The organism is Candidatus Effluviviaceae Genus V sp., from assembly GCA_014728125.1.
Classification (GTDB): Bacteria; Joyebacterota; Joyebacteria; order Joyebacterales; family Joyebacteraceae; genus WJMD01.
Map to the genome: position 1 here is coordinate 1 of WJMD01000043.1, position 19,100 is coordinate 19,100.

Sequence of the window (19,100 nt, forward strand, 5' to 3'; positions counted from 1 at the left end):
ACGGAGCTCCGGATTCGCTCGGTCGACGATCTGCTCGACGCGGTCGAGGGCGGCCACTGGTTCGTGGTCAAACCGTGGAGCGGAGGGAGCGGCGTGCGGGTGATGGCCGTCACGCAAGAACACGGCCGCGTGGCCGTCGACCACGTCGTGCGGACGCGGGACGAGGCGCGCGCGATGCTCCGAAACGTGCGCGACGGCGTCGTGTCGCAGTTCATCCGTCAGCATGCGTACGCCGACACCGTGTTCCCGCATTCGACCAACTCCATACGGGTCCTCACCATGTGGGACCCGGTAACGCGCGACCCCTTTATCCCTTTCGCCGGGCATCGCTTCGGACGGCCCTCGTCCGTGCCGACCGACAACTGCTCGCGGGGAGGGATCGCCGTGCTGGTCGACGTCGACCGCGGCGTGCTCGTGCGGGGTCACTCGGGCCACGCGCGCGGCGAGGACAGAATGTTCGAGAACCATCCGGACACCGGCGCCGGGCTGGCGGGCCTGCGACTGCCGCACTGGGACCGCGTCACCGCCCGGCTCCTTGACCTCTGTCGCGAGATGGCCTACATCCCTTACGTCGGCTGGGACATCGTCATCACCGAGGACGGCTTCGCCGTGCTCGAGGGCAACAACTATCCGGACCTCGGGCACCAGGCCTTCTTCCCGCTGCTCATCGACCCGAGGGTCAGGCGGTTCTACGAGCACTACGGTGTGGTCAGGAGAGGCTGACGCCGCCCGCGGGCGCTCCACTGCCCGCCCCGTGCCGTTCCCGCTTCGCTCCGGAGGTTCCTCTGTCGTCCCTGAAACTCATACGCCGCAGGATCACCCGCTCGGACCCGTTCCTGAACGTCCTGGGCTTCGTCGCCTGGTGCGTGATGGCGGGGCTCGCGCGCTCGGTGAGGCTCTCGTGGAGCATCGCCCCCGCCTACGGACGGGAGGACCCCGAGCGCGTTCTCTACGCCTTCTGGCACGGGCGGCAGTTTCTGCTGATCTGGGGGTTCCGTGGGAGAGGTGTGGTAACGCTCGTCGAGAAGAGCTGGGCGGGCGAGATCCAGCGTCGCGTGATGGGACGCTTCGGATACCGGTTCGTGCGCGGTTCGAGCAAGCGCCGGCCCGCCGAGGCCCTCGTCCGGCTTGTCCGGACGCTCAGGAAACGCGGTCCCGGAACCCTGGCCGTCGACGGTCCGAAGGGGCCGGTCCACCGATCGAAGGCGGGGATACTCCATCTGTCCAGAACGCTCGGGTGGCCGATCGTCCCCGTCGCGGCATCGAGCTCCAGGGCCCTTTTCATCCGCGAGACGTGGTGCCGCTACCTACTTCCCGTGCCGTTCTCCAGGGGGGTCATCGTCGTCGGTGAGCCGATCCGTCCGGGGGAGGGGTTCGAGACGACCGACCTCGATCGTACGCTCAACGCCGCGACCGCGGAGGCCGACAGGCTCGCGGGGCGGCGCGTGGATGCCGGTGACGTCTGCTAGCCGTCGGGGCCGCCGGTCGGCTCGGGCAGCTGCGGACGGACGAGGACGACCTCCTCGCGGCTGACCGACACCAGGCCCGGCTTGGCGCCCTTCGGCTTCCGGACGTGGCGCTTCTCCGTGTAGAGCACGGCGACCTTCGACGACTTCCCGGCCTTGCTGTGGTACGCGGCGATCGCCGCCGTCTCGAGGATCGCGCGCCTGTCCGGCTCGTCCTTGCGGCCCGCTCTTCGAAGCACGACGTGCGAGCCGGGAGCCTGTCTGGCGTGGAACCAGAGGTCGGAGGGAGCGGCGACGCGCTGGGTCAGGAGGTCGTTATCCCTGTTCGATTTCCCAACGAGCACCTCCCAGCCCCCAGTGACGACGTAGCTCCGGAACCGGATCCGTTCCTCGTCTCCCCCCGCTCGGTTCCCCTTCGCCGGTCGGGCCGCGTGACGGTCCTCGAGCTTCCGGAGTGTCCTTCCCGTCGCTTCCTCCGTCGCCTCGATCTGCTTCTCAATGGCCTCGATCTCGCGTTCGAGCTCGCGGAGACGGGCCGGTGAACGCTGGGCGACGCGTTCGGCCTTCCTCGCGCGACGGAAGTAGCTCTCCGCGTTGTCGACGGCACTCCTTCTCGGGTCGACCTCGATCTCGACCACCGAGTCGCCGTCGTAGTCGACGAGCTTCTGGAGCCTCTCGCCCCTCCGGAAGTCGCCCTTGCGGGCGAGGAGGAGCTGACCCTTATGGCGGAACTCGTCCGTCCGCTCCGCGCGGGAGAGCCCTCGGCGCACCCGCTCCACGGCGCGGCGCTTCCTCTTGAGACGGCGCCTGAGCGCCCGGAGCACCGTCTTGCGGCGTCTATCGTCGAGGATGGTGGCGGCGTGTTCCCGGTAGGCGAACCGCGCGGCCTCGTTCCACGTGTCGAACGTCCTCTTCTCCGCCGCCTTCTCGTGAGGAGACCGTCCGATGCGGACATGGAGGCGGCCGGCCTCGTCCCTCCACCACGAGACCGAGGCACCGGTCGGGTCGTCGGCATGGGGCTCTTCCGGTTCGACCCGGCCCGACGGATCGAGCGAGAGCGACGGCCGTCTGCCGAGGTCGACAACGAGCCCCACGTCGGTCTCGATGCCGACGGGGTCGCGGCGCCTCAGCACGAACGCGGCCGACGGGCCGCCCGGCCCGAGCCCGGCGGACACGATCTCCCCGCCTTTCAGGGAGCGCAGGTGCGGCGGCGCGTCGCCTTCCCCGGGGACCGCATCATCCTGCTCGAGGAAGAGGAGCGGCAGCGCCTGGTCCGTGAAGACGACCAGCGACCCGCCCGGAGAACCCGCCAGCTCGAGGACGGTCGTCCCGTCGGCCGGCGCCTTGATGCGCGTCACGCGCCGTCCCGTGAGACGCGGGGCGAGTTCGCTCATCAGGTTGTCGAGACCGGCTCGGTTCATCGGTGCACCCCGCGTTCGCGCTGCCCGTCCGCATGTCGGACGTGTCACGTCGTCCGTGGGCAGTATACGGGGGGCGGCAGCGCCGGTCAACGTGGGGGGGCCAAGCTCCGATAAGCGCCCGAAGACCCCACATGTCGTTGACTGAGAGGGTCCCCGGGTAGTATCGTCAAGACTCACTCCCGAAACGGTTTCGAAGCTCAAGGAGGCGTCGTGCTCAGGAGCATGACGGGGTATGGTTGTTCCGAGCGGGCGACCGACGGCAGCAGGGTCCGCGTCGAGATGCGCTCGGTCAACCAGCGTTTCCTCGATGTCCAGATCAGAGGCCCCCGCATCATCACGCAGGTCGAGGACCGCATCCGGTCGCTTCTCGAAGCGAGGATCGAGCGCGGGCGCGTCTCCGTCTACGTCGAATGGAGCGGAACGGGGCCCGCCGAGGGGCCGACAGTGAACCGCGAGGTGGCGGCCAGGCTCGTGACGGAGCTGCGCTCGGTCGCCGATGAGCTCTCGCTTCCCGGCGAGGTCTCGATCGACCTCCTGGCCAGGTTCCAGCAGGTCTTCGAGCAGGGAGAGACGACGCCCGCGGCCGACGAGGTCTGGGACGCTCTGGAGCCCGGGATCAGCGAGTCGCTCGAGAGCATGATCGCCATGCGTGAGGAAGAGGGCAGAAGGCTCGGCGAGGAGCTCGCGGGACGGCTCGACCTGATCGAGAAGCACGTCTCCGTGATGACGGCCGCGGCTCCCGACGCCGCTCAGGCTCTCAAGAACCGGCTGAGGGAGCGCATCACCGAGCTCATGGGCGAGACGCCGCCCGTGGACGAGACGCGGCTCGCGCAGGAGCTGGCCCAGGCCGCCGAGAGATCGGATTACACGGAAGAGGTCGTGCGTCTGAACGCTCACGTCGAGCACGCGCGACGGTGCCTCGAGGAGGACGCGCCGGTCGGGAAGCGCCTCAACTTCCTGGTGCAGGAGATGCATCGCGAGGCCAACACGATCGGCTCGAAGACCTCGGACGTCGATGTCGCGGGATCGGCCCTCTCGCTCAAGGAGGAGATCGAGAAGCTCCGGGAGCAGGTGCAGAATGTCGAGTAGGAAGGTCGAGAGGCCCGGCGGGGGCGCCGGGCTCCTCAACATCGGTTTCGGCAATGTCGTGGCGGCCGAGCGGGTCGTGGCGGTCGTCACCCCGGGGTCGGCTCCGGTCAAGCGGATGAAGGACAGCGCGAAGGCCTCGGGGAGGCTCGTCGACGCGACGCAGGGACGAAGAACCCGCGCGGTCATCGTCACCGACTCCGATCATGTCATCCTCTCGGCCGTCGGCGTCGAGACCATCACGCAGCGCCTCGAGGGCCGTGACGAGGCCGCGGAGTCCTGAACGGAAGGGGAGTGACCTGTGGTCGAGGGCACGCCCGACCGCCGGGGGTTCCCGATCGTCGTGTCGGGTCCCTCAGGGGTCGGCAAGACGACGATCGTACAGCAGGTCCTCGAGAGCGACCCCCAGGTCACGTACTCGGTCTCGGTGACGACCCGTCCCCCGAGACGGGGAGAGACGTCCGGCGACCACTACGAGTTCGTCGACGACCAGGTCTTCGACGAACTCGTGGAGGACGGCGCACTGGCGGAGTGGGCGGAGGTGCACGGGTACCGCTACGGGACGCGGGCCTCAGTTATCAGCGAGGGCCTCGATCTGGGGGCGGACGTCATCATGGACCTGGACGTCCAGGGCGGTATGTCGATCAAGCGGCTCTTCCCCGAGGCGCTTCTGATCTTCATCGAACCCCCGTCGAGGGAGGAGCTCGAGGAGAGGCTTCGCGGAAGGGCGACCGACGACGAGGAGGTCATCGCGCAGCGTCTCGCGAACGCGATCGGCGAGCTCGAGTGGAGCTCGAAGTACGATGAACAGGTGACGAACAACGACCTCGACGAGACGGTCGAGACGGTGCTCGAGAAGATCGCAGAACGACGCGCCCGTCCGGACGGGGCGGACTGAGCGGACACCGGGACGCGCCTCGCGGCGCTCCCCACGAGGAGGAGAACGTGAAGCAGCTCAAGAAGGAAGACCTCCTGAAGTACGCCGAGAACGAGTATCTTGGAGCGATCCTCGCGGCGAAGGTCGCGCGTCGCCTGCACAACATGGATCCGGAGGACAGGCCGGACCCCGACGAGAAGATCACCTCGCTCGCCCTCGAGCTCATAACCGACGGAGAGGTCGAGTATGAGTTCCGCGAAGAGGAAGAGGACGAGAAGGGCGATGAGTAGTCGACCTCGCGGACCGCTCTCCGGTCGGACCGTCGTCCTGGGCGTGACCGGGAGCATCGCGGCGTTCAAGGCGCCGTCCGTCGTGACGGGCCTCTCCGCGCTGGGGGCGAACGTTGTCGTGGCGATGACCGCGAACGCGACGCGCTTCGTCCAGCCGCTGACGTTCGAGACGCTGTCCGGCAATGAGGTCATCACCGACATGTGGCCCGAGCGGCGTGCCGGCACGACGCCAGCCGAGGATGCCCTCGAAGGCGACGACCATCTGACACACATCCACCTGGCCGAGGCCGCCGATCTCGTCATCGTGGCCCCCGCGTCGGCGAACATCATCGGCAAGATGGCCGGCGGCATCGCGGACGACTTCCTCTCCACGGAGCTCCTGGCGATGACGTGTCCCGTGATCGTCGCGCCCGCGATGAACGTCAACATGCTGGACTCCGATGCCGTCGAGGAGAACGTCTCGATCCTCCGTTCGCGCGGGGTTCACATCGTGGAGTCGGAGTCTGGGCGGCTCGCCAGCGGCGCGTCGGGACGGGGGAGGCTCGCCGAGACGTCCGTGATCATCGAGCTGGCGAAGCGCCTTCTGCTTCCGCCGCAGGACCTCGCAGGCCGCCGTGTGCTCGTCACGGCGGGGCCGACGGAGGAGCCGATCGACCCGGTGCGGCACGTGGGCAACGCGTCGACGGGCTCGATGGGCTTCGCCGTCGCTGAGCGTGCGCTCCGTCACGGGGCCGAGGTGGTGCTGGTCTCGGGCAGGACCTCGCTCGTTCCGCCGGAGGGCGTCGCGTTCGTCCCGGTGCGGACGACGCGCGAAATGTACGAGGCCGTCATGGAACGTCTCGACTCGATCGACCTGCTCGTCATGGCCGCCGCGCCGTCCGACTACCGGCCGGTCGACGTCTCGGAGAGGAAGATCAAGAAGGGCGCGGAGAGCGTGACGATCGAGTTCGAGGCGACCGAGGACATCCTGGCCGAGGCCGGTTCGAGGAAGAGGTCCGGTCAGGGGCTCGTCGGGTTCGCCCTCGAGACGGAGAACGAAGAGGAGTACGGCCGAGCGAAGCTCGAGGAGAAGAACCTGGACCTCATCGTTGTGAACAACCCGCTCGTCGAAGGGGCGGGGTTCGGCACCGAGACCAACGTCGCTACGCTGATCGGTCGAACCGGAGCGATCGAGAAGACCGGCACGATGTCGAAGAGCGACCTGGCCGCTGTCATCCTCCGGAGAGCGATCGATGAGCTGGGCTGGGGGCGCGATGAGTGACCGCGATCCGAGAGAGCTGGCGGCCGCGTTCTTCCGCGGACTGAAGGAGACGGGCGAGACGGAGCTCTGTCTCTCCGAGGAGGCCGTGAGCGTCGTCAGGGAGGGCCCGTCCTGCGCCGTGTCGCGTCGCGTCGAACGGGTGGCAGCCCCGACAAGGACGAAGAGTGAGACGGAGTCGCCCGGGGAGGCTTCAGAGAGCAGGCCCGCCGGGGCGGATCAGCCGACCGGGGCCGCGTCGCCCGACGAGGCCCGCAGACGCCGCGCGAGGGCGCTCGACGCCGAGGCCGCCGCCGATGCGATTCCCGATCCCGAGATCGTCGAGGCCCAGATCGTCCTGGCGGCCGCCGGGGCGGCGCCCGATATGTTCTCGGAAACGTCGGGTCTGGACGCCGCATCGTCGCTCGATGAGGTCGCGGCCCTCGCCGGCGCGTGCGAGCGGTGCGAACTCGCGAGAGGACGGAACAACGTTGTCTTCGGAACGGGGAACACGAACGCCAGGTTGATGTTCGTCGGGGAAGCGCCGGGCAAGGACGAGGACCTGTCGGGCGTGCCGTTCGTCGGACGGGCCGGCAAGCTGCTCGACAAGATCCTCGAGAGCGCCGCCATCGAGCGGGACGACGTCTACATCGCGAACATCATCAAGTGCCGGCCGCCGGGGAACAGGACGCCGCTCTCGAATGAGATCGAGTCGTGCCTGCCGTACCTGGCCAGGCAGTATGAGTTCATCAAACCCCGAATCATCTGCACGCTCGGCCTGCCGGCCACGCAGACGCTTCTGGGAATGCGGGGTTCGATGGGCAGTCTGAGGGGGAAGATCTACCGCTCAGGGGACATCCGTGTGATCCCGACGTACCATCCGGCCGCCGCGCTCAGGGACCCGAAGTACAAGCGGCCCATCTGGCAGGACTTTCTCCTCATCAAGCGTGAGTACGAGAGGGACTGACCGACACACCGGAGGACATGTGGGGCGAAGGGAACTGATCTCCTATTGCGGGCTCTACTGCGATCTGTGCGACTCGAGATCGCGCATTCCCGCCAGAGCGTCCGCGCTTCTGGACGCGCTGGTCGCCGCGGGACACGAGCACGGCGCCGCCGACCGACCCGGCTTCGAGGAGTTCTGGAGCTATCTGGCGGGACTCGTCGAGGCCGACGGCGTCTGTCGGGGCTGTCGGGAGATGGGCGAAGCGCTCGGGTGCGAGATCTCACGCTGCGCCCGGGAGCGCGACATCGAGATCTGCGTCTTCTGTGACGACTACCCTTGCACACGCATCGGTGAGATGCTCTCGCAGTTCCCGACCCTGAAGGCCGAGCACGAACGGCTGAGGGAACTCGGGGTCGAGGCGTGGCTCGAGGAGCAGGACGAACGCGTGGCGAGAGGTCTCTGCTACTCGGAAATCTGCACGGCGGACCGCGACTGACGGCGCGGCGGGGCACCGGCCCCGCGCGCGGAAGCGTCGCGCGAAGTCCATACAGGCGGCGACCTGAGGAGGCACGGCATGGCCAGCGAGGTTCGCGGTAAGCTCGAGGTGGCCGGCATCATGGGACCGGTCTGGATCATCGGGTGGCTCTTCACGATCGGGTTCGTCGAGCTCTCGTTCGGGAAGGCGGTCTTCGCGCTGCTCGTGTGGCCGTACTTCCTGGGCTCGGCGCTGACCTAGTCCGCGGCGCGGCTTCCGCGCGTCGCCGGTGAGACGGAGGTACCGTGTCCTTCCCGTACGACATGCTCGTGCACGGCGTCTCGATCGTCTGCGCCCGGCAGGGCGAAGCGATGCGGGGACTCGCCGTGGCGTGGGCGTCGCAGGCAGGCACGGACCATGTGGTACTCTCCATAGGGTCTCAGAGCGCGACGCGCGAGTTCATTCTCGACTCCGGTGCGTTCGGAATGAGCATCCTGGCGAGCGACCAGCTCGAGCTCGCGCGACGCTTCGGGGCGTTGTCGAGCCGTGAGACCGACAAGCTGGCCGGCGTGCAGTGGCACGCGGGCGAGACCGGTGCCCCTCTGCTCGACCGATGTCTCGCGACGATCGACTGCCGCGTCGCGCAGGTGCACGATCTGGGTGACCTCAAGTTGATCGTCGGCAGGGTCGTCGGCTACGAACGCCGCAGCGAAGGCAGACCTCTGCTGTTCCGCGGGGAGGACTACTGAGGATGAAGATCGGGACCAGGGTCGGAGGCTGGCTCGCCGCGCTGGCCGCCTCGGCGTTCCTGATGGCGTCCGTCGTCCCCTGGATGACGGTCGCCGCGGGCGGCGCCGGGCCCCAGGAGGTCTTCGCCGCCTTCGGTCTGACGGCCGCCGGTCTCATCTGGGTGTTCGTGAGCGCGTTCTGCTTCAGGCGCTCAGGTTGCGCGAACGACTGACAACGTAGATGGGGGGACAGCGTGAAGGTCTGCATTCCGATCGAGGGAGGGAAGGACCTCTCCGCCAGGGTCTGCGCGCACTTCGGAGCGGCTCCGGCGTATCTGATCCACGACACTGACTCGGGCACGTCGACGCTGGTCGAGGGCACCGAGGGTGAGCATGAGCACGGCGGCTGCAGGCCGCTCGACAATCTGCAGGTCGGAACGCTGGACGCGATGATCGTCGGGGGCATCGGCCCCAGGGCCGTCGCGAAGCTGGGTGAGGCCGGCGTGCGTGTCTATCGGGCGTCCGGCGCGACGGCGAAGGAGAACGTCGATGCGCTCGGCCGTGGGGAGCTCCACGAGGTGACGTCCGACGAGACCTGCTCGCACAGCGAGCACGGCTGCGCCGACTGAGGGGATAACCGGGAGAACGACCATGAGCACCGCGGAGAAGACGATGCGCGCCGCAACGGCCGCGACGGTCGACAGACTTCCGCCCCAGGCCAACGAGGCCGAGCTCGCCGTGCTGGGAGCCATGCTGCTCGACCAGTCGGCCATCGGCGTCGCGTCCGAGCTCCTCGATGCGAGCTCGTTCCATCGCGAGGCGCACCGCAAGATCTTCCGCTCGATGATCGACCTCTTTTCGCGCGACGAGGCGGTCGATCTCGTGACGCTGACACAGGAACTCAAGCGCACCAAGGAACTCGACGATGTCGGCGGGGCGGCCTATCTGTCCGAGATCCTCGGAAGCGTCGCGACGGCGGCCAACATCCGATACCATGCGAAGATCGTTCTCGAGAAGGCCGTCCTCCGCAGGCTCATCGGCGTCGCCACCGAGGTCATCCAGGAGGCCTACGACGCCTCGGGTGAGGCGTCCGACATCCTCGACCGCGCCGAGCACATGATCTTCGAGATCGCACAATCGCGCGTGCGGCGCGACTTCTCGCCGATGCGCGAGATCCTCAAGCACAGCTTCGAGGTCATCCAGGAGCTCTACGACAAGAAGCAGCACGTCACCGGCGTGCCGTCGGGCTTCGTCGATCTCGACAAGATGACGTCGGGGTTCCAGAGGTCCGACCTCGTGATCATCGCCGGCAGGCCGTCGATGGGCAAGACGGCGTTCGCGCTGAACATCGCGGCGAACGCCGCCATCAAGGAGAACACCCCGTCGGCCATCTTCAGCCTCGAGATGGGGCAGGAGCAGCTGGTGCAGCGCATGCTCTGCAGCGAGGCGCGGGTCGACGCGCACAAGCTGCGCACCGGCTATCTCGCAGACCGTCACTGGTCCCGGCTGACCACGGCGGCCGGACTTCTCTCCGAGTCGCAGATCTACATCGACGACACGCCGGCCATGAGCGTCCTTGAGATGCGTTCGAAGGCACGACGCCTGAAGGCCGAGGTCGACGTCGGTCTCATCATCGTGGACTACCTCCAGCTGATGAAGGGAGTCGGACGGGTCGAGAGCAGGCAGCAGGAGATCTCGGAGATCTCGCGGTCTCTCAAGGCGCTCGCCAAGGAGCTCGAGGTCCCGGTGCTCGCACTCTCGCAGCTGTCTCGGGCGGTCGAGACGAGGGGCGGCGACCACCGGCCGATACTGTCGGACCTCCGCGAGTCCGGAGCGATCGAGCAGGACGCCGACGTCGTGATGTTCATCTACCGGGCCGAGCAGTACGAGGCGACGCCCGAGAACGTCGGGCTGGCCGAGGTGATCGTCGGCAAGCAGAGGAACGGCCCGACCGGCACGGTCAACCTCCAGTTCTCGTCTGAGTGCACGCGTTTCGACAATCTCACGATGAGGGTCGAGGAAGGCATTGAGGAACTCTGACGTCGCAGAGACCTTCGCGCCGGCGACGCGCGACGGTGGGATCTTCGTTTCGTTCGGACGGGCCGTCATCGACCTCGTCAGCGAGGTGGGATACTCGGGCGTCCTTCTGTGGCGTTCCATCCTCGCGATGAGGATGATTCCTCGTTCGGTTCGCCTCATCCTCGAGCAGATGCGCCGCATCGGCGTGGAGTCGCTCCCTCTCGTCGTGATGACGTCGGTCTTCACCGGGGCGGTCGCTGCCGTTCAGGCGGCGTATCAGCTGATGGAATTCGTCCCGCAGATCTACATCGCGACGGCCATATACAAGTCTGTCGTCATCGAACTCGGCCCCGTCCTCACGTCGCTCGTCGTCGGGGGTCGCGTCAGCGCTTCGATCGCGGCCGAACTCGGAACGATGCGCGTCACCGAACAGATCGACGCCATGGACGCCATGGCCATCGACCCGGTGCGCTATCTGGCGATGCCGAGACTCGTGGCCGCACTCATCATGCTGCCGGTCCTGACCGTCTTCGCCGACGTTCTGGCCATCAGCGGAGGCTTCTTCGTCAGCTACGCCTCGCTCGAGATCTCGCCCAAGACGTTCGTCGACGGGATGAAGCTGCTCTTCTTCGCCCACGACGTCTTCGGCGGCCTGATCAAGGCGTTCGTCTTCGGCGGTCTCATAGCGCTCATGGGCACGGCCGCGGGATTCAGAACGGTCGGCGGGGCCGTGGGCGTCGGGCTCTCGGCGACGAAGGCGGTCGCCGCGAGCTGCGTGCTCGTTCTCATCGGGAACTACGTCCTGGCCATCCTGCTGTTCCAGATCATCTTCGACTAGGAGTTTGTCAGCGTGGCGACGCAGCCGGTCATCGAGGTCAGGGATCTGAGAAAGTCGTTCGGCGACCACGAGGTCCTGAAGGGCGTGAGTCTCAGCGTCGACGACGGGCAGACGCTCGTCGTGCTGGGGCCCTCCGGCTGCGGCAAGAGCGTGCTCCTCAAACACATCATCGGGCTCATGAAGCCCGACAGCGGCACGATATTCTTCGAGGGACAGGACATCACGGAGATGGACCATCGGGAGCTCTCGAAGATCAGAACAGGCTTCGGCATGGTCTTTCAGGGCGCGGCGCTCTTTGATTCGATGACGGTCGGCGAGAACGTCGGGCTTCCGCTCAGGGAACATCGAGGGATGAGAGATCCCGAACTCTCGAGGATCGTGGAGGAGAAGCTCGGACTCGTCGGGCTCGAGGGCATCTCGACTCTGTATCCTTCGGAGATATCGGGCGGTATGAAGAAGCGTGTCGCGCTCGCGAGGGCCGTCGCGCTCGACCCGGACGTTATCCTCTACGACGAGCCGACGACAGGTCTCGACCCGGTCATGGCGGAGCAGATCAACGAGCTCATCAGGTCGATCCAGAAGAAGGTCAACGCGACGTCGATCGTCGTCACGCACGATCTTCACAGCGCCTGCTTCACGGGCGACCGCGTCGCCCTCATGACCGAGGGGGCGATCGCGTTCTCGGGCACGACCGACGAGCTGACGACGACCGATAACCCGGCGGTGAGGAACTTCATCGCCAGAGGACACCCGGAGCGATCGAGAAGCTGGACCGACGGGCCGAGCTGCGACGGAGGCGCGTTCGCCTAGCGGGGCGGCCCGGTCACGACTCTTCCGGCCCTGTGCCGGGATCGAAGGGATGTAGCGGAGATGAAGGAACACGAGAACGAGTTCAGGGTTGGCGTGACGCTCACCATCGCCGGCGTCATTCTCGTGGTGGGGATGCTGTGGCTCGCCGGTTTCAAGTTCAACGACGAGCAGTACAACCTGAGCTTCGTCTTCCCCGAGGTGGCGGGCCTGGGCCAGGGCGACAAGGTGACCGTCGCAGGTCTGGATGCCGGTGAGGTGCTCAACCTCGAGCTTCTCCCGGACGGCCGTGTCGCCGTCGACGTCGAGATCGAACCGCACATCCGGATACCCGTGGACTCGCGTATCAGCGTGGCAAGCTACGGTCTCATCGGCAGCAAGGTCGTCCAGGTGCGACCCGGGCAGAGCGACGAGGTGCTCGAGCCCGGTGCTACGGCCGAGGGCATCTACGACAAGGGCCTCGGCGATGTCGTCAGCGAGATGGGAGAGGCTCTCACCGAGATCCGCTCGGTGCTCGCCGCGGCCGATGAGCTTCTGTCGGACGAGGAGGGACGAGCGCTCGTCCGAGAGTCGCTCGAGAACGCCAACGAAGCCACGGGAAGTCTGAAGCTCGCCGTCGAGGACCTCAGAATCGCGTCGGCCGACCTTCGTGAGTTCATCGACGAGAAGCGCGACCCGGCCGCATCGACGATCGACTCGCTCGAGGTCGCCTCGGCCGGTCTGGTGCAGGTGTCGCGGGAGCTTCAGACCGTGTCGACCTCGCTCGACTCGATCATCTCCCGTGTCGAGCGCGGCGAGGGGACGCTCGGGCGGCTGGTGACCGACGAGGCAGCGCACGATGAGTTCCTGGCCGCCGTGCGGGAGGTCCGCCTCCTCGTCGAGGAGATCAAGCGGAACCCGAAGAGCTTCGTGAAGTTCTCGCTGTTCTAGCAGCCCCGGACCGGCCAGGCGGGGCAGGCCCTCTCACGGCGCGCTGCCGGAGCGGTTCGGTCCGGTACACCGGTCGCGCGGGACCCCTGACACAGAAAGGGACGCCGTGGCGAAGAAGCGGACCGTCTTCTTCTGCTCATCGTGCGGACACGAGTCGGCCAAGTGGCTCGGGAAGTGTCCAGGCTGCGGCGAGTGGAACACGTTCGTCGAACAGAGAACGGCGCCCTCCCGCAGGGGAGGGCGGCCTCCCTCCGAGCGTCGCCGACCGGTCCCGCTCGGGACCATCCAGGCGGAGGAGGGGGAGCGGCTCGTCACCGGCATCGGCGAGCTGGACCGTGCGCTCGGGGGCGGCATCGTCCCCGGCGGCGTCGTGCTCGTCGGCGGCGATCCCGGGATCGGCAAGTCGACGCTGCTGCTGCAGGTGAGCGCCGCGCTGGCACGGAGCGGCGAGTCGGTGCTCTACGTGAGCGGGGAGGAGTCACGGTCGCAGCTCCGGTTGAGGGCGCGGCGGCTCGGCATCGACTCGGAGCGCATTCTCGTGCTGACCGAGACCGACGTGACCGCCGTGCTCGACGAGGCCGCCGCCCTTGAGCCGGGAGCCGTCATCGTCGACTCGGTCCAGACGGTCTACCATCCCGATTCCAACGGTTCGCCCGGCAGCGTCTCGCAGGTCCGCGAGGCATCGTCGGCCTTCGTCAGGCTGGCCAAAGAGGCCGGCGTCCCCGTCTTCCTCATCGGCCACGTGACCAAACAGGGGTCGATCGCCGGCCCTCGGATTCTCGAGCACATGGTCGACACAGTTCTCTACTTCGAGGGGGACAAACACCTGCCGTACCGTATTGTGCGGGCGGTCAAGAACCGTTTCGGCTCGACCGACGAGATCGGGGTCTTCGAGATGACGGCCTCCGGACTGACCGAGGTGACCGACCCGTCCGGCCTCTTCCTGTCCGAGGAGCGGAACGCGGGTGCGGGGACCGCGGTCGTCCCTTGCGTCGAGGGAACCCGGGCCATTCTGGTCGAGGTGCAGGCTCTGACGGGGGTGACGAACTACGCCGTGCCGCAGCGTTCAAGCACCGGCGTCGACCGGCGCAGATTGCCTCTCCTTCTCGCCGTTCTGGAGCGGAAGGGCGGGCTGAGCCTGGGCAATCGAGACGTCTTCGTGAGCGTTGCAGGAGGCGTCCGCGTGGACGAGCCGGCCGCCGATCTCGGGATAGCCGTCGCAGTCGCATCGAGTTACCGGGACCGGCCCGTCTCCGAGCGCACGGTCGTGTTCGGGGAACTCGGGCTCGGCGGAGAGGTGCGCCGGGTCACGCACGCCGGGAAGCGCGTGCAGGAGGCCGCCCGGCTGGGGTACGAGCGCGTCATCGTCCCGAAGGGAGCGCTCCCCCGCGACGAGCGTCCCTCCGGTGTCGACATCGTTGAGGTCTCGACGGTCCGACAGGCGCTTGACGCGGCCGTCGGTTCCGAGCGGACGAACCGCGGCGCGTCCGGGGCGCCGGTCAGGACGGAGGTCTAATCGGTGATGCGGGTCGGACTGGTGCTCGTTGCTGCAGGTTCCTCGACGCGGGTCGGCGGAGGGACTCCGAAGCAGTTCCGCATGCTCGCACGGGAGCCGATGTTCATCGTCGCGCTACGCGCCGTCGTGCCCTTCACACACGAGGTCGTCGTCGTGGCGCCGCCGGACCGCGTCGTCGAGGCCGGGGAACTCCTGACGTGTTCAGGCCTCCCCGGAGACCACGAGGCGGACGGGACGAGCTTCCTGGTCGTTCCCGGGGGCAAGCGCCGGCAGGATTCCGTCAGGAAGGGCCTCGCCGCGCTCTCGGATGATGTCGAGGTCGTTCTCGTCCACGACGCGGCGCGACCGTTCGTCCCGGGAGACGTCGTCGAGCGCGTTCTGGGGGCGGCGCAGGCCTGCGGCGCGGCCGTGCCGGCGGTGCCGGTTGCCGACACGATCAAGCGTGTCGAGGGAGAGCGGGTGCTCGCGACGCTCGACCGGGGTGTGCTGCGCGCTACCCAGACGCCGCAGGGTTTCAGGGCGGAGGTGCTCAGGACGGCGTACGAGGCCGCCGACGAGGACGTCACCGACGACGCGCAGGTGCTCGAACTCGCCGGCGAAGACGTCGCGGTCGTCGAGGGCGATCCCGGCAACACGAAGGTGACGACGGGGCTCGATCTCGAGCTGGCCCGCCTGAGGGACGCCGCCCGGTTGGGCGTCGGCCCGGCGACGCGCGTCGGTTTCGGCTGCGACCGGCACCGGCTGACGCCCGGTCGGGAACTCGTGCTGTGCGGCGTGACCGTGCCGTTCGACAAGGGCCTCGACGGGCACTCGGACGCCGACGTGGCGACGCACGCGGTCATGGACGCCCTGCTCGGCGCGGCGGCGGCGGGCGACATCGGCGTGCACTTCCCGCCGGACGACGACCGGTGGCGCGGAGCTTCGAGTCTCGACCTCCTCGATCGCGTGATCGGAATCGTCCGGGAGTCGGGTTACGAGCCGGGCGCCGTCGACGTCACGATCGTCGCGGAGGCTCCGCGTCTGGCTCCCCACGTCAACGAGATGAGAGAGCGGCTCGCCGTTCACCTCGGCGTCGCACCCGGATCCGTGTCGGTCAAGGCGACGACGACGGAGGGAACAGGCCCCGAGGGCGCGGGCGAGGCGATGTCGGCCACCGCCGTGGCCACGCTCCGGCCGGGAAACGACAGGGAGGACACGTGAAAGCACTTGCCGTCAGCGGAAGTCCGAGGACGAACGGCAACACAACGACGCTCATTCGGATGGTGACCGACGAACTCGAAAGCCACGGGGTCGAGACGGAGCTCGTACAGCTCGCCGGAAGGAAGGTGGCCGGCTGTATCGCGTGCTACCGCTGCTTCTCTCAGAAGAACGGCCGCTGCGCCGTGACAGACGACGCGTTCAATGAGATCTTCGAGAAGATGACGGCGGCCGACGCGGTCATCCTGGGAACGCCGACCTACGTCGCCGACCTGACGCCCGAGGTCAAGGCGATCATCGACCGTGGTACGCTCGTCTCCGGCGCGAACGGGGGCCTCCTGAAGCGCAAGCTCGGCGCCGCCGTCGTCGCGGTGCGCCGCGCGGGGAGCATCCACGCGTTCGACTCGATCAACCACTTCTTCACGATCAACCAGATGATCATTCCCGGATCGAGCTACTGGAACCTCGGCATCGGCCGCGAGAAGGGCGAGGTCACCGGGGACGACGAGGGCGTCCGGACGATGAAGACGCTCGGAGAGAACATCGCCTGGCTCCTCGAAAGGATTGTCGATCACCCGGGGAGCTGATCGTTCCGGACATGCAAGGGAGGCTGTGTGAGGAGGATCGGGTGCTTCATGGCCGTCGCGCTGCTGTTGCTTTCCCTCTTCGGCTGCGGAGAGGTCAGGGAGGCCGTCGAGCTCCAGCGGGCGCTCGTCGAGGAGTTCGGGACCGAGGACATCACCGTCAGTTTCTCTGCCGAGAACATCCTCAAAGTCAGTTTCGACGACTGGGCGGCCGACAGGAAGGACGAGCAGGCCGCGGTGGCGCGGCAGGCCGCCGAGTTCGTGCGTGACAACTACGAGGGGTACCCGGACCTCTCAGCGGTCGAGGTCGCGTTCGGCTGGACGCAGGCCGGCATCACGACGACCGGGGAACCGTACCGGTTCACGCCCGAGGAGCTGAGCCGCCCGGCGCCTGAGACCATGGGTGACACGACCGGAGGGAGTGAGCCGACGGCCGAGATGAGCTGACATCGATCGAGCAACGGTCCCGTGTCGATTCAGGAAGGAGTCCTCGAGGTGAGTTCCTCCGTACGCGTGCGATTCGCACCCAGCCCGACCGGCCACCTCCATGTCGGAGGGGCGAGGACGGCCCTCATGAACTGGCTGTTCGCGAAGCATGAGGGCGGCTCGTTCGTCCTGAGGATCGAGGATACCGACATCGCCCGGTCGACGGCCGAGTCGGAGAGCGCCGTGCTCGAGGACCTCCGCTGGCTGGGGCTCCTCTGGGACGAGGGCCCGGACGTCGGCGGGTCCCGCGGGCCCTACCGGCAATCGGAACGCACCGACATCTACCGCGAGCGCGCGGAGCGGCTCGTCGAGGAGGGGAAGGCGTTCCGCTGCTACTGCACGGACGACGAGCTCGAGGAGAAGCGGCAGGAGGCGCTCGAGGAGGGGCGGCACCCGCACTACGACGGGACGTGCCGCCACCTGAGCGAGGAGGAGCGGAGAGCCCGCGAGGCCGCGGGACGTGAGCCGACGATCCGTCTCTTCGGGCCGGAGCACGACATACGGTTCGAGGACGTCGTCCGCGGCGAGGTCGTGTTCCGGGCCCCGATGCTGGGCGACTTCATTATCCTGAGGAGCGACGGCCGTCCGACCTACAACTTCGCCGTCGTCGTCGACGACCAGGCCATGGACATCACGCATGTCATCCGCGCGGACGACCATCTGTCCAACACGATGCGGCAGCTTCTCGTCGCCGAGGCGCTGGACGCGGAGCCTCCGCGGTTCGCGCACGTTCCGCTCGTCGTCGGACGGGACCGCAGCAAGCTCTCGAAGCGGGAGGGCGCGACGTCGGTCGCCGAGTTCCGGGAGGCGGGCTACCTTCCCGAGGCGCTCGTCAACTACCTGGCGCTTCTCGGCTGGTCCTCGCCCGATGCTCAGGAGCTCCTCTCGCGGGACGAGCTGGTCGAGCGGTTCACCCTGGACAGGATCTCCTCGAGCGCGGCCGCGTTCGACGGTGACAAGCTCGACTGGGTCAACGGCCACCACATCAGGGAGGAGCCCCTCGAGCGCATCGTGGAGCTCATTCTGCCGTTCCTCGAGGCAGCCGGTCTCCCGTCCGACGACGAGAGGGTCCCGGCGATCGTCGATCTGGTGCGGGAGAACGCGACGCGTCTCCCGGACATCGCCGTGGAGGCGGCCTGCTTCTTCGACGGCTCGTACGACGTCGAGGACGAGGCGCTCGAGGCGCTGGCGGCCGAAGGTGCGTCCGAGCTGCTCGAGACTCTGGCCGCCGCCCTCGAGGAACCGGGGGGTGAGGACGAGCGGACGTTCAAGGACACCCTCAAGGCCGTGGGGAAGGAGCTGGGTCTGAAGGGCGCCGGTCTCTACATGCCGGTCCGCGCCGCGCTGACGGGGAGGACGCACGGTCCGTCGCTCGTCGAGGTGGCCCGGCTTCTGGGGCCCGAACGCATCGGAGAGAGACTGAAGAAGGCCGTGCGAACGGCCCGGAGGGAAGCCGGATGAGGATCGCCGTGCTGATGGGAGGCACATCGACGGAGCGGGACGTCTCGCTCGTCACCGCCCATGCCGTCGGGGCGGCCCTGACAGGGCGGGGTCACCGTGTGCTGCTTGTCGACACGGCGAAGGGCGGAGAGGCTGTCGAGCCGTCGGGCGACGGCCCGTCGGTGAGCACGACCCCTCCGGAGTCGCTCCGTGAAGAAGGCGCCGCACTGCTCGCGGTCGCGGGCTCCGCCGTCCGCGAGGCAGACGTCGTCTTCGTGGCGCTGCACGGTGGGACGGGTGAGGACGGCACCATTCAGGGACTTCTGGAACTCGCTGGCAAGCGCTACACCGGGAGCGGGGTCCGGGCGAGCGCTCTCGCCATGGACAAGCATGTGTCGAAGCTGCTCTTCAGGGACGCGGGGGTCGCGACCCCCGACTGGCGGGTCGTGTCCTCGCAGGACGGCCCGTTCAAGCCCGACGAGCCGGGAGCCGACCGCGCGAGGCGCGCACTTGCGGATCTGGGCGGCTGCCCGGTCGTTGTGAAGCCGAACGACCAGGGCTCCACCGTCGGGCTGACCATCGTACGGGACCCGGACGATTACCTCTCCGCGGTCGCCCTGGCCGGGTCGTTCTCGGACCGCGTCCTGGTCGAGCCTTACGTCGAGGGAAGGGAGATGACCGTGGCGGTCCTCGGAGACGAGGCCCTTCCGGTCGTCGAGATCGCGCCGGAGAGCGGCTTCTACGACTACGAGAGCAA

At 67.9% G+C, this 19,100-nt stretch carries 24 protein-coding genes; 23 read left to right on the forward strand and 1 reads right to left on the reverse strand.

The features are described from left to right. Both GF405_02225 and GF405_02230 read left to right on the forward strand, forming a co-directional pair. On the forward strand, positions 1 to 723 hold a 723-nt coding region (locus GF405_02225), incomplete at its 5' end, for a hypothetical protein (GenBank protein ID MBD3366975.1). A 146-nt stretch (positions 724 to 869) separates the two neighbouring features. Beyond that, entirely contained in the window at positions 870 to 1,469 is a 600-nt protein-coding gene (locus GF405_02230) for a DUF374 domain-containing protein (GenBank protein MBD3366976.1), read from the forward strand. Here the strand turns inward: GF405_02230 and GF405_02235 are convergent. Then, on the reverse strand, positions 1,466 to 2,887 hold the full coding sequence (locus GF405_02235) for a DUF814 domain-containing protein (GenBank protein MBD3366977.1): 1,422 nt from the start codon (positions 2,885 to 2,887) through the stop codon (positions 1,466 to 1,468). The genes GF405_02230 and GF405_02235 overlap by 4 nt on opposite strands. A gap of 210 nt (positions 2,888 to 3,097) precedes the next feature. On the opposite strand from GF405_02235, the gene GF405_02240 reads away from it, so the two are divergent. The 21 genes from GF405_02240 to GF405_02340 all read left to right on the forward strand — a co-directional run. Next, entirely contained in the window at positions 3,098 to 3,976 is an 879-nt protein-coding gene (locus tag GF405_02240; protein MBD3366978.1) for a YicC family protein, read from the forward strand. After that, positions 3,966 to 4,256: a DUF370 domain-containing protein gene (locus GF405_02245; protein ID MBD3366979.1), complete on the forward strand. Its 291-nt coding sequence runs from the start codon at positions 3,966 to 3,968 to the stop codon at positions 4,254 to 4,256. The genes GF405_02240 and GF405_02245 overlap by 11 nt, the downstream gene beginning before the upstream one ends. Positions 4,257 to 4,274: 18 nt before the next feature. Next, on the forward strand, positions 4,275 to 4,871 hold the full coding sequence (locus GF405_02250) for a guanylate kinase (protein MBD3366980.1): 597 nt from the start codon (positions 4,275 to 4,277) through the stop codon (positions 4,869 to 4,871). Positions 4,872 to 4,918: 47 nt separating this feature from the next. Continuing rightward, complete coding sequence (locus GF405_02255) at positions 4,919 to 5,140, forward strand: hypothetical protein (GenBank protein ID MBD3366981.1); 222 nt, start codon at positions 4,919 to 4,921, stop codon at positions 5,138 to 5,140. Then, positions 5,133 to 6,401: a bifunctional phosphopantothenoylcysteine decarboxylase/phosphopantothenate--cysteine ligase CoaBC gene (gene coaBC, locus GF405_02260; GenBank protein ID MBD3366982.1), complete on the forward strand. Its 1,269-nt coding sequence runs from the start codon at positions 5,133 to 5,135 to the stop codon at positions 6,399 to 6,401. The genes GF405_02255 and coaBC overlap by 8 nt, the downstream gene beginning before the upstream one ends. A gap of 361 nt (positions 6,402 to 6,762) precedes the next feature. Then, entirely contained in the window at positions 6,763 to 7,344 is a 582-nt protein-coding gene (locus GF405_02265) for a uracil-DNA glycosylase (GenBank protein MBD3366983.1), read from the forward strand. Beyond that, a complete protein-coding gene (locus GF405_02270; GenBank protein MBD3366984.1) occupies positions 7,256 to 7,819 on the forward strand; it encodes a DUF3795 domain-containing protein in 564 nt (187 codons plus the stop codon). Before GF405_02265 ends, GF405_02270 begins: the two co-directional genes overlap by 89 nt. A gap of 78 nt (positions 7,820 to 7,897) precedes the next feature. Then, on the forward strand, positions 7,898 to 8,059 hold the full coding sequence (locus GF405_02275) for a hypothetical protein (GenBank protein ID MBD3366985.1): 162 nt from the start codon (positions 7,898 to 7,900) through the stop codon (positions 8,057 to 8,059). A gap of 44 nt (positions 8,060 to 8,103) precedes the next feature. Further along, on the forward strand, positions 8,104 to 8,547 hold the full coding sequence (locus tag GF405_02280) for a hypothetical protein (GenBank protein ID MBD3366986.1): 444 nt from the start codon (positions 8,104 to 8,106) through the stop codon (positions 8,545 to 8,547). A gap of 2 nt (positions 8,548 to 8,549) precedes the next feature. Continuing rightward, positions 8,550 to 8,759, forward strand: a complete 210-nt coding sequence (locus tag GF405_02285; GenBank protein MBD3366987.1) for a hypothetical protein — start codon at positions 8,550 to 8,552, stop codon at positions 8,757 to 8,759. A gap of 21 nt (positions 8,760 to 8,780) precedes the next feature. Beyond that, positions 8,781 to 9,155, forward strand: a complete 375-nt coding sequence (locus GF405_02290; protein ID MBD3366988.1) for a diguanylate cyclase — start codon at positions 8,781 to 8,783, stop codon at positions 9,153 to 9,155. Between the two features lie 43 nt (positions 9,156 to 9,198). Then, positions 9,199 to 10,566 (forward strand): replicative DNA helicase, encoded by a 1,368-nt coding sequence (dnaB, locus tag GF405_02295; protein ID MBD3366989.1) that lies wholly within the window; start codon positions 9,199 to 9,201, stop codon positions 10,564 to 10,566. Positions 10,567 to 10,606: 40 nt separating this feature from the next. Beyond that, on the forward strand, positions 10,607 to 11,383 hold the full coding sequence (locus GF405_02300; GenBank protein MBD3366990.1) for an MlaE family lipid ABC transporter permease subunit: 777 nt from the start codon (positions 10,607 to 10,609) through the stop codon (positions 11,381 to 11,383). Positions 11,384 to 11,395: 12 nt separating this feature from the next. After that, positions 11,396 to 12,193 carry an ATP-binding cassette domain-containing protein gene (locus GF405_02305; protein ID MBD3366991.1) on the forward strand — a complete coding sequence of 266 codons (798 nt, stop codon included), beginning with the start codon at positions 11,396 to 11,398 and terminating at the stop codon, positions 12,191 to 12,193. A gap of 60 nt (positions 12,194 to 12,253) precedes the next feature. Then, positions 12,254 to 13,120, forward strand: coding sequence for an MCE family protein (locus tag GF405_02310; GenBank protein ID MBD3366992.1), 867 nt, complete (start codon positions 12,254 to 12,256; stop codon positions 13,118 to 13,120). Positions 13,121 to 13,226: 106 nt separating this feature from the next. Further along, positions 13,227 to 14,636 (forward strand): DNA repair protein RadA, encoded by a 1,410-nt coding sequence (radA, locus tag GF405_02315; protein MBD3366993.1) that lies wholly within the window; start codon positions 13,227 to 13,229, stop codon positions 14,634 to 14,636. Between the two features lie 6 nt (positions 14,637 to 14,642). Next, a complete protein-coding gene (gene ispD, locus GF405_02320; GenBank protein MBD3366994.1) occupies positions 14,643 to 15,836 on the forward strand; it encodes a 2-C-methyl-D-erythritol 4-phosphate cytidylyltransferase in 1,194 nt (397 codons plus the stop codon). Further along, complete coding sequence (locus GF405_02325; protein ID MBD3366995.1) at positions 15,833 to 16,420, forward strand: flavodoxin family protein; 588 nt, start codon at positions 15,833 to 15,835, stop codon at positions 16,418 to 16,420. The genes ispD and GF405_02325 overlap by 4 nt, the downstream gene beginning before the upstream one ends. A gap of 27 nt (positions 16,421 to 16,447) precedes the next feature. Next, positions 16,448 to 16,864: a hypothetical protein gene (locus GF405_02330; protein ID MBD3366996.1), complete on the forward strand. Its 417-nt coding sequence runs from the start codon at positions 16,448 to 16,450 to the stop codon at positions 16,862 to 16,864. Positions 16,865 to 16,912: 48 nt separating this feature from the next. Beyond that, on the forward strand, positions 16,913 to 18,364 hold the full coding sequence (locus GF405_02335) for a glutamate--tRNA ligase (GenBank protein MBD3366997.1): 1,452 nt from the start codon (positions 16,913 to 16,915) through the stop codon (positions 18,362 to 18,364). Next, positions 18,361 to 19,100: D-alanine--D-alanine ligase (locus GF405_02340; protein ID MBD3366998.1), on the forward strand; the 740-nt coding region annotated here is incomplete at its 3' end. The genes GF405_02335 and GF405_02340, both read left to right, overlap by 4 nt.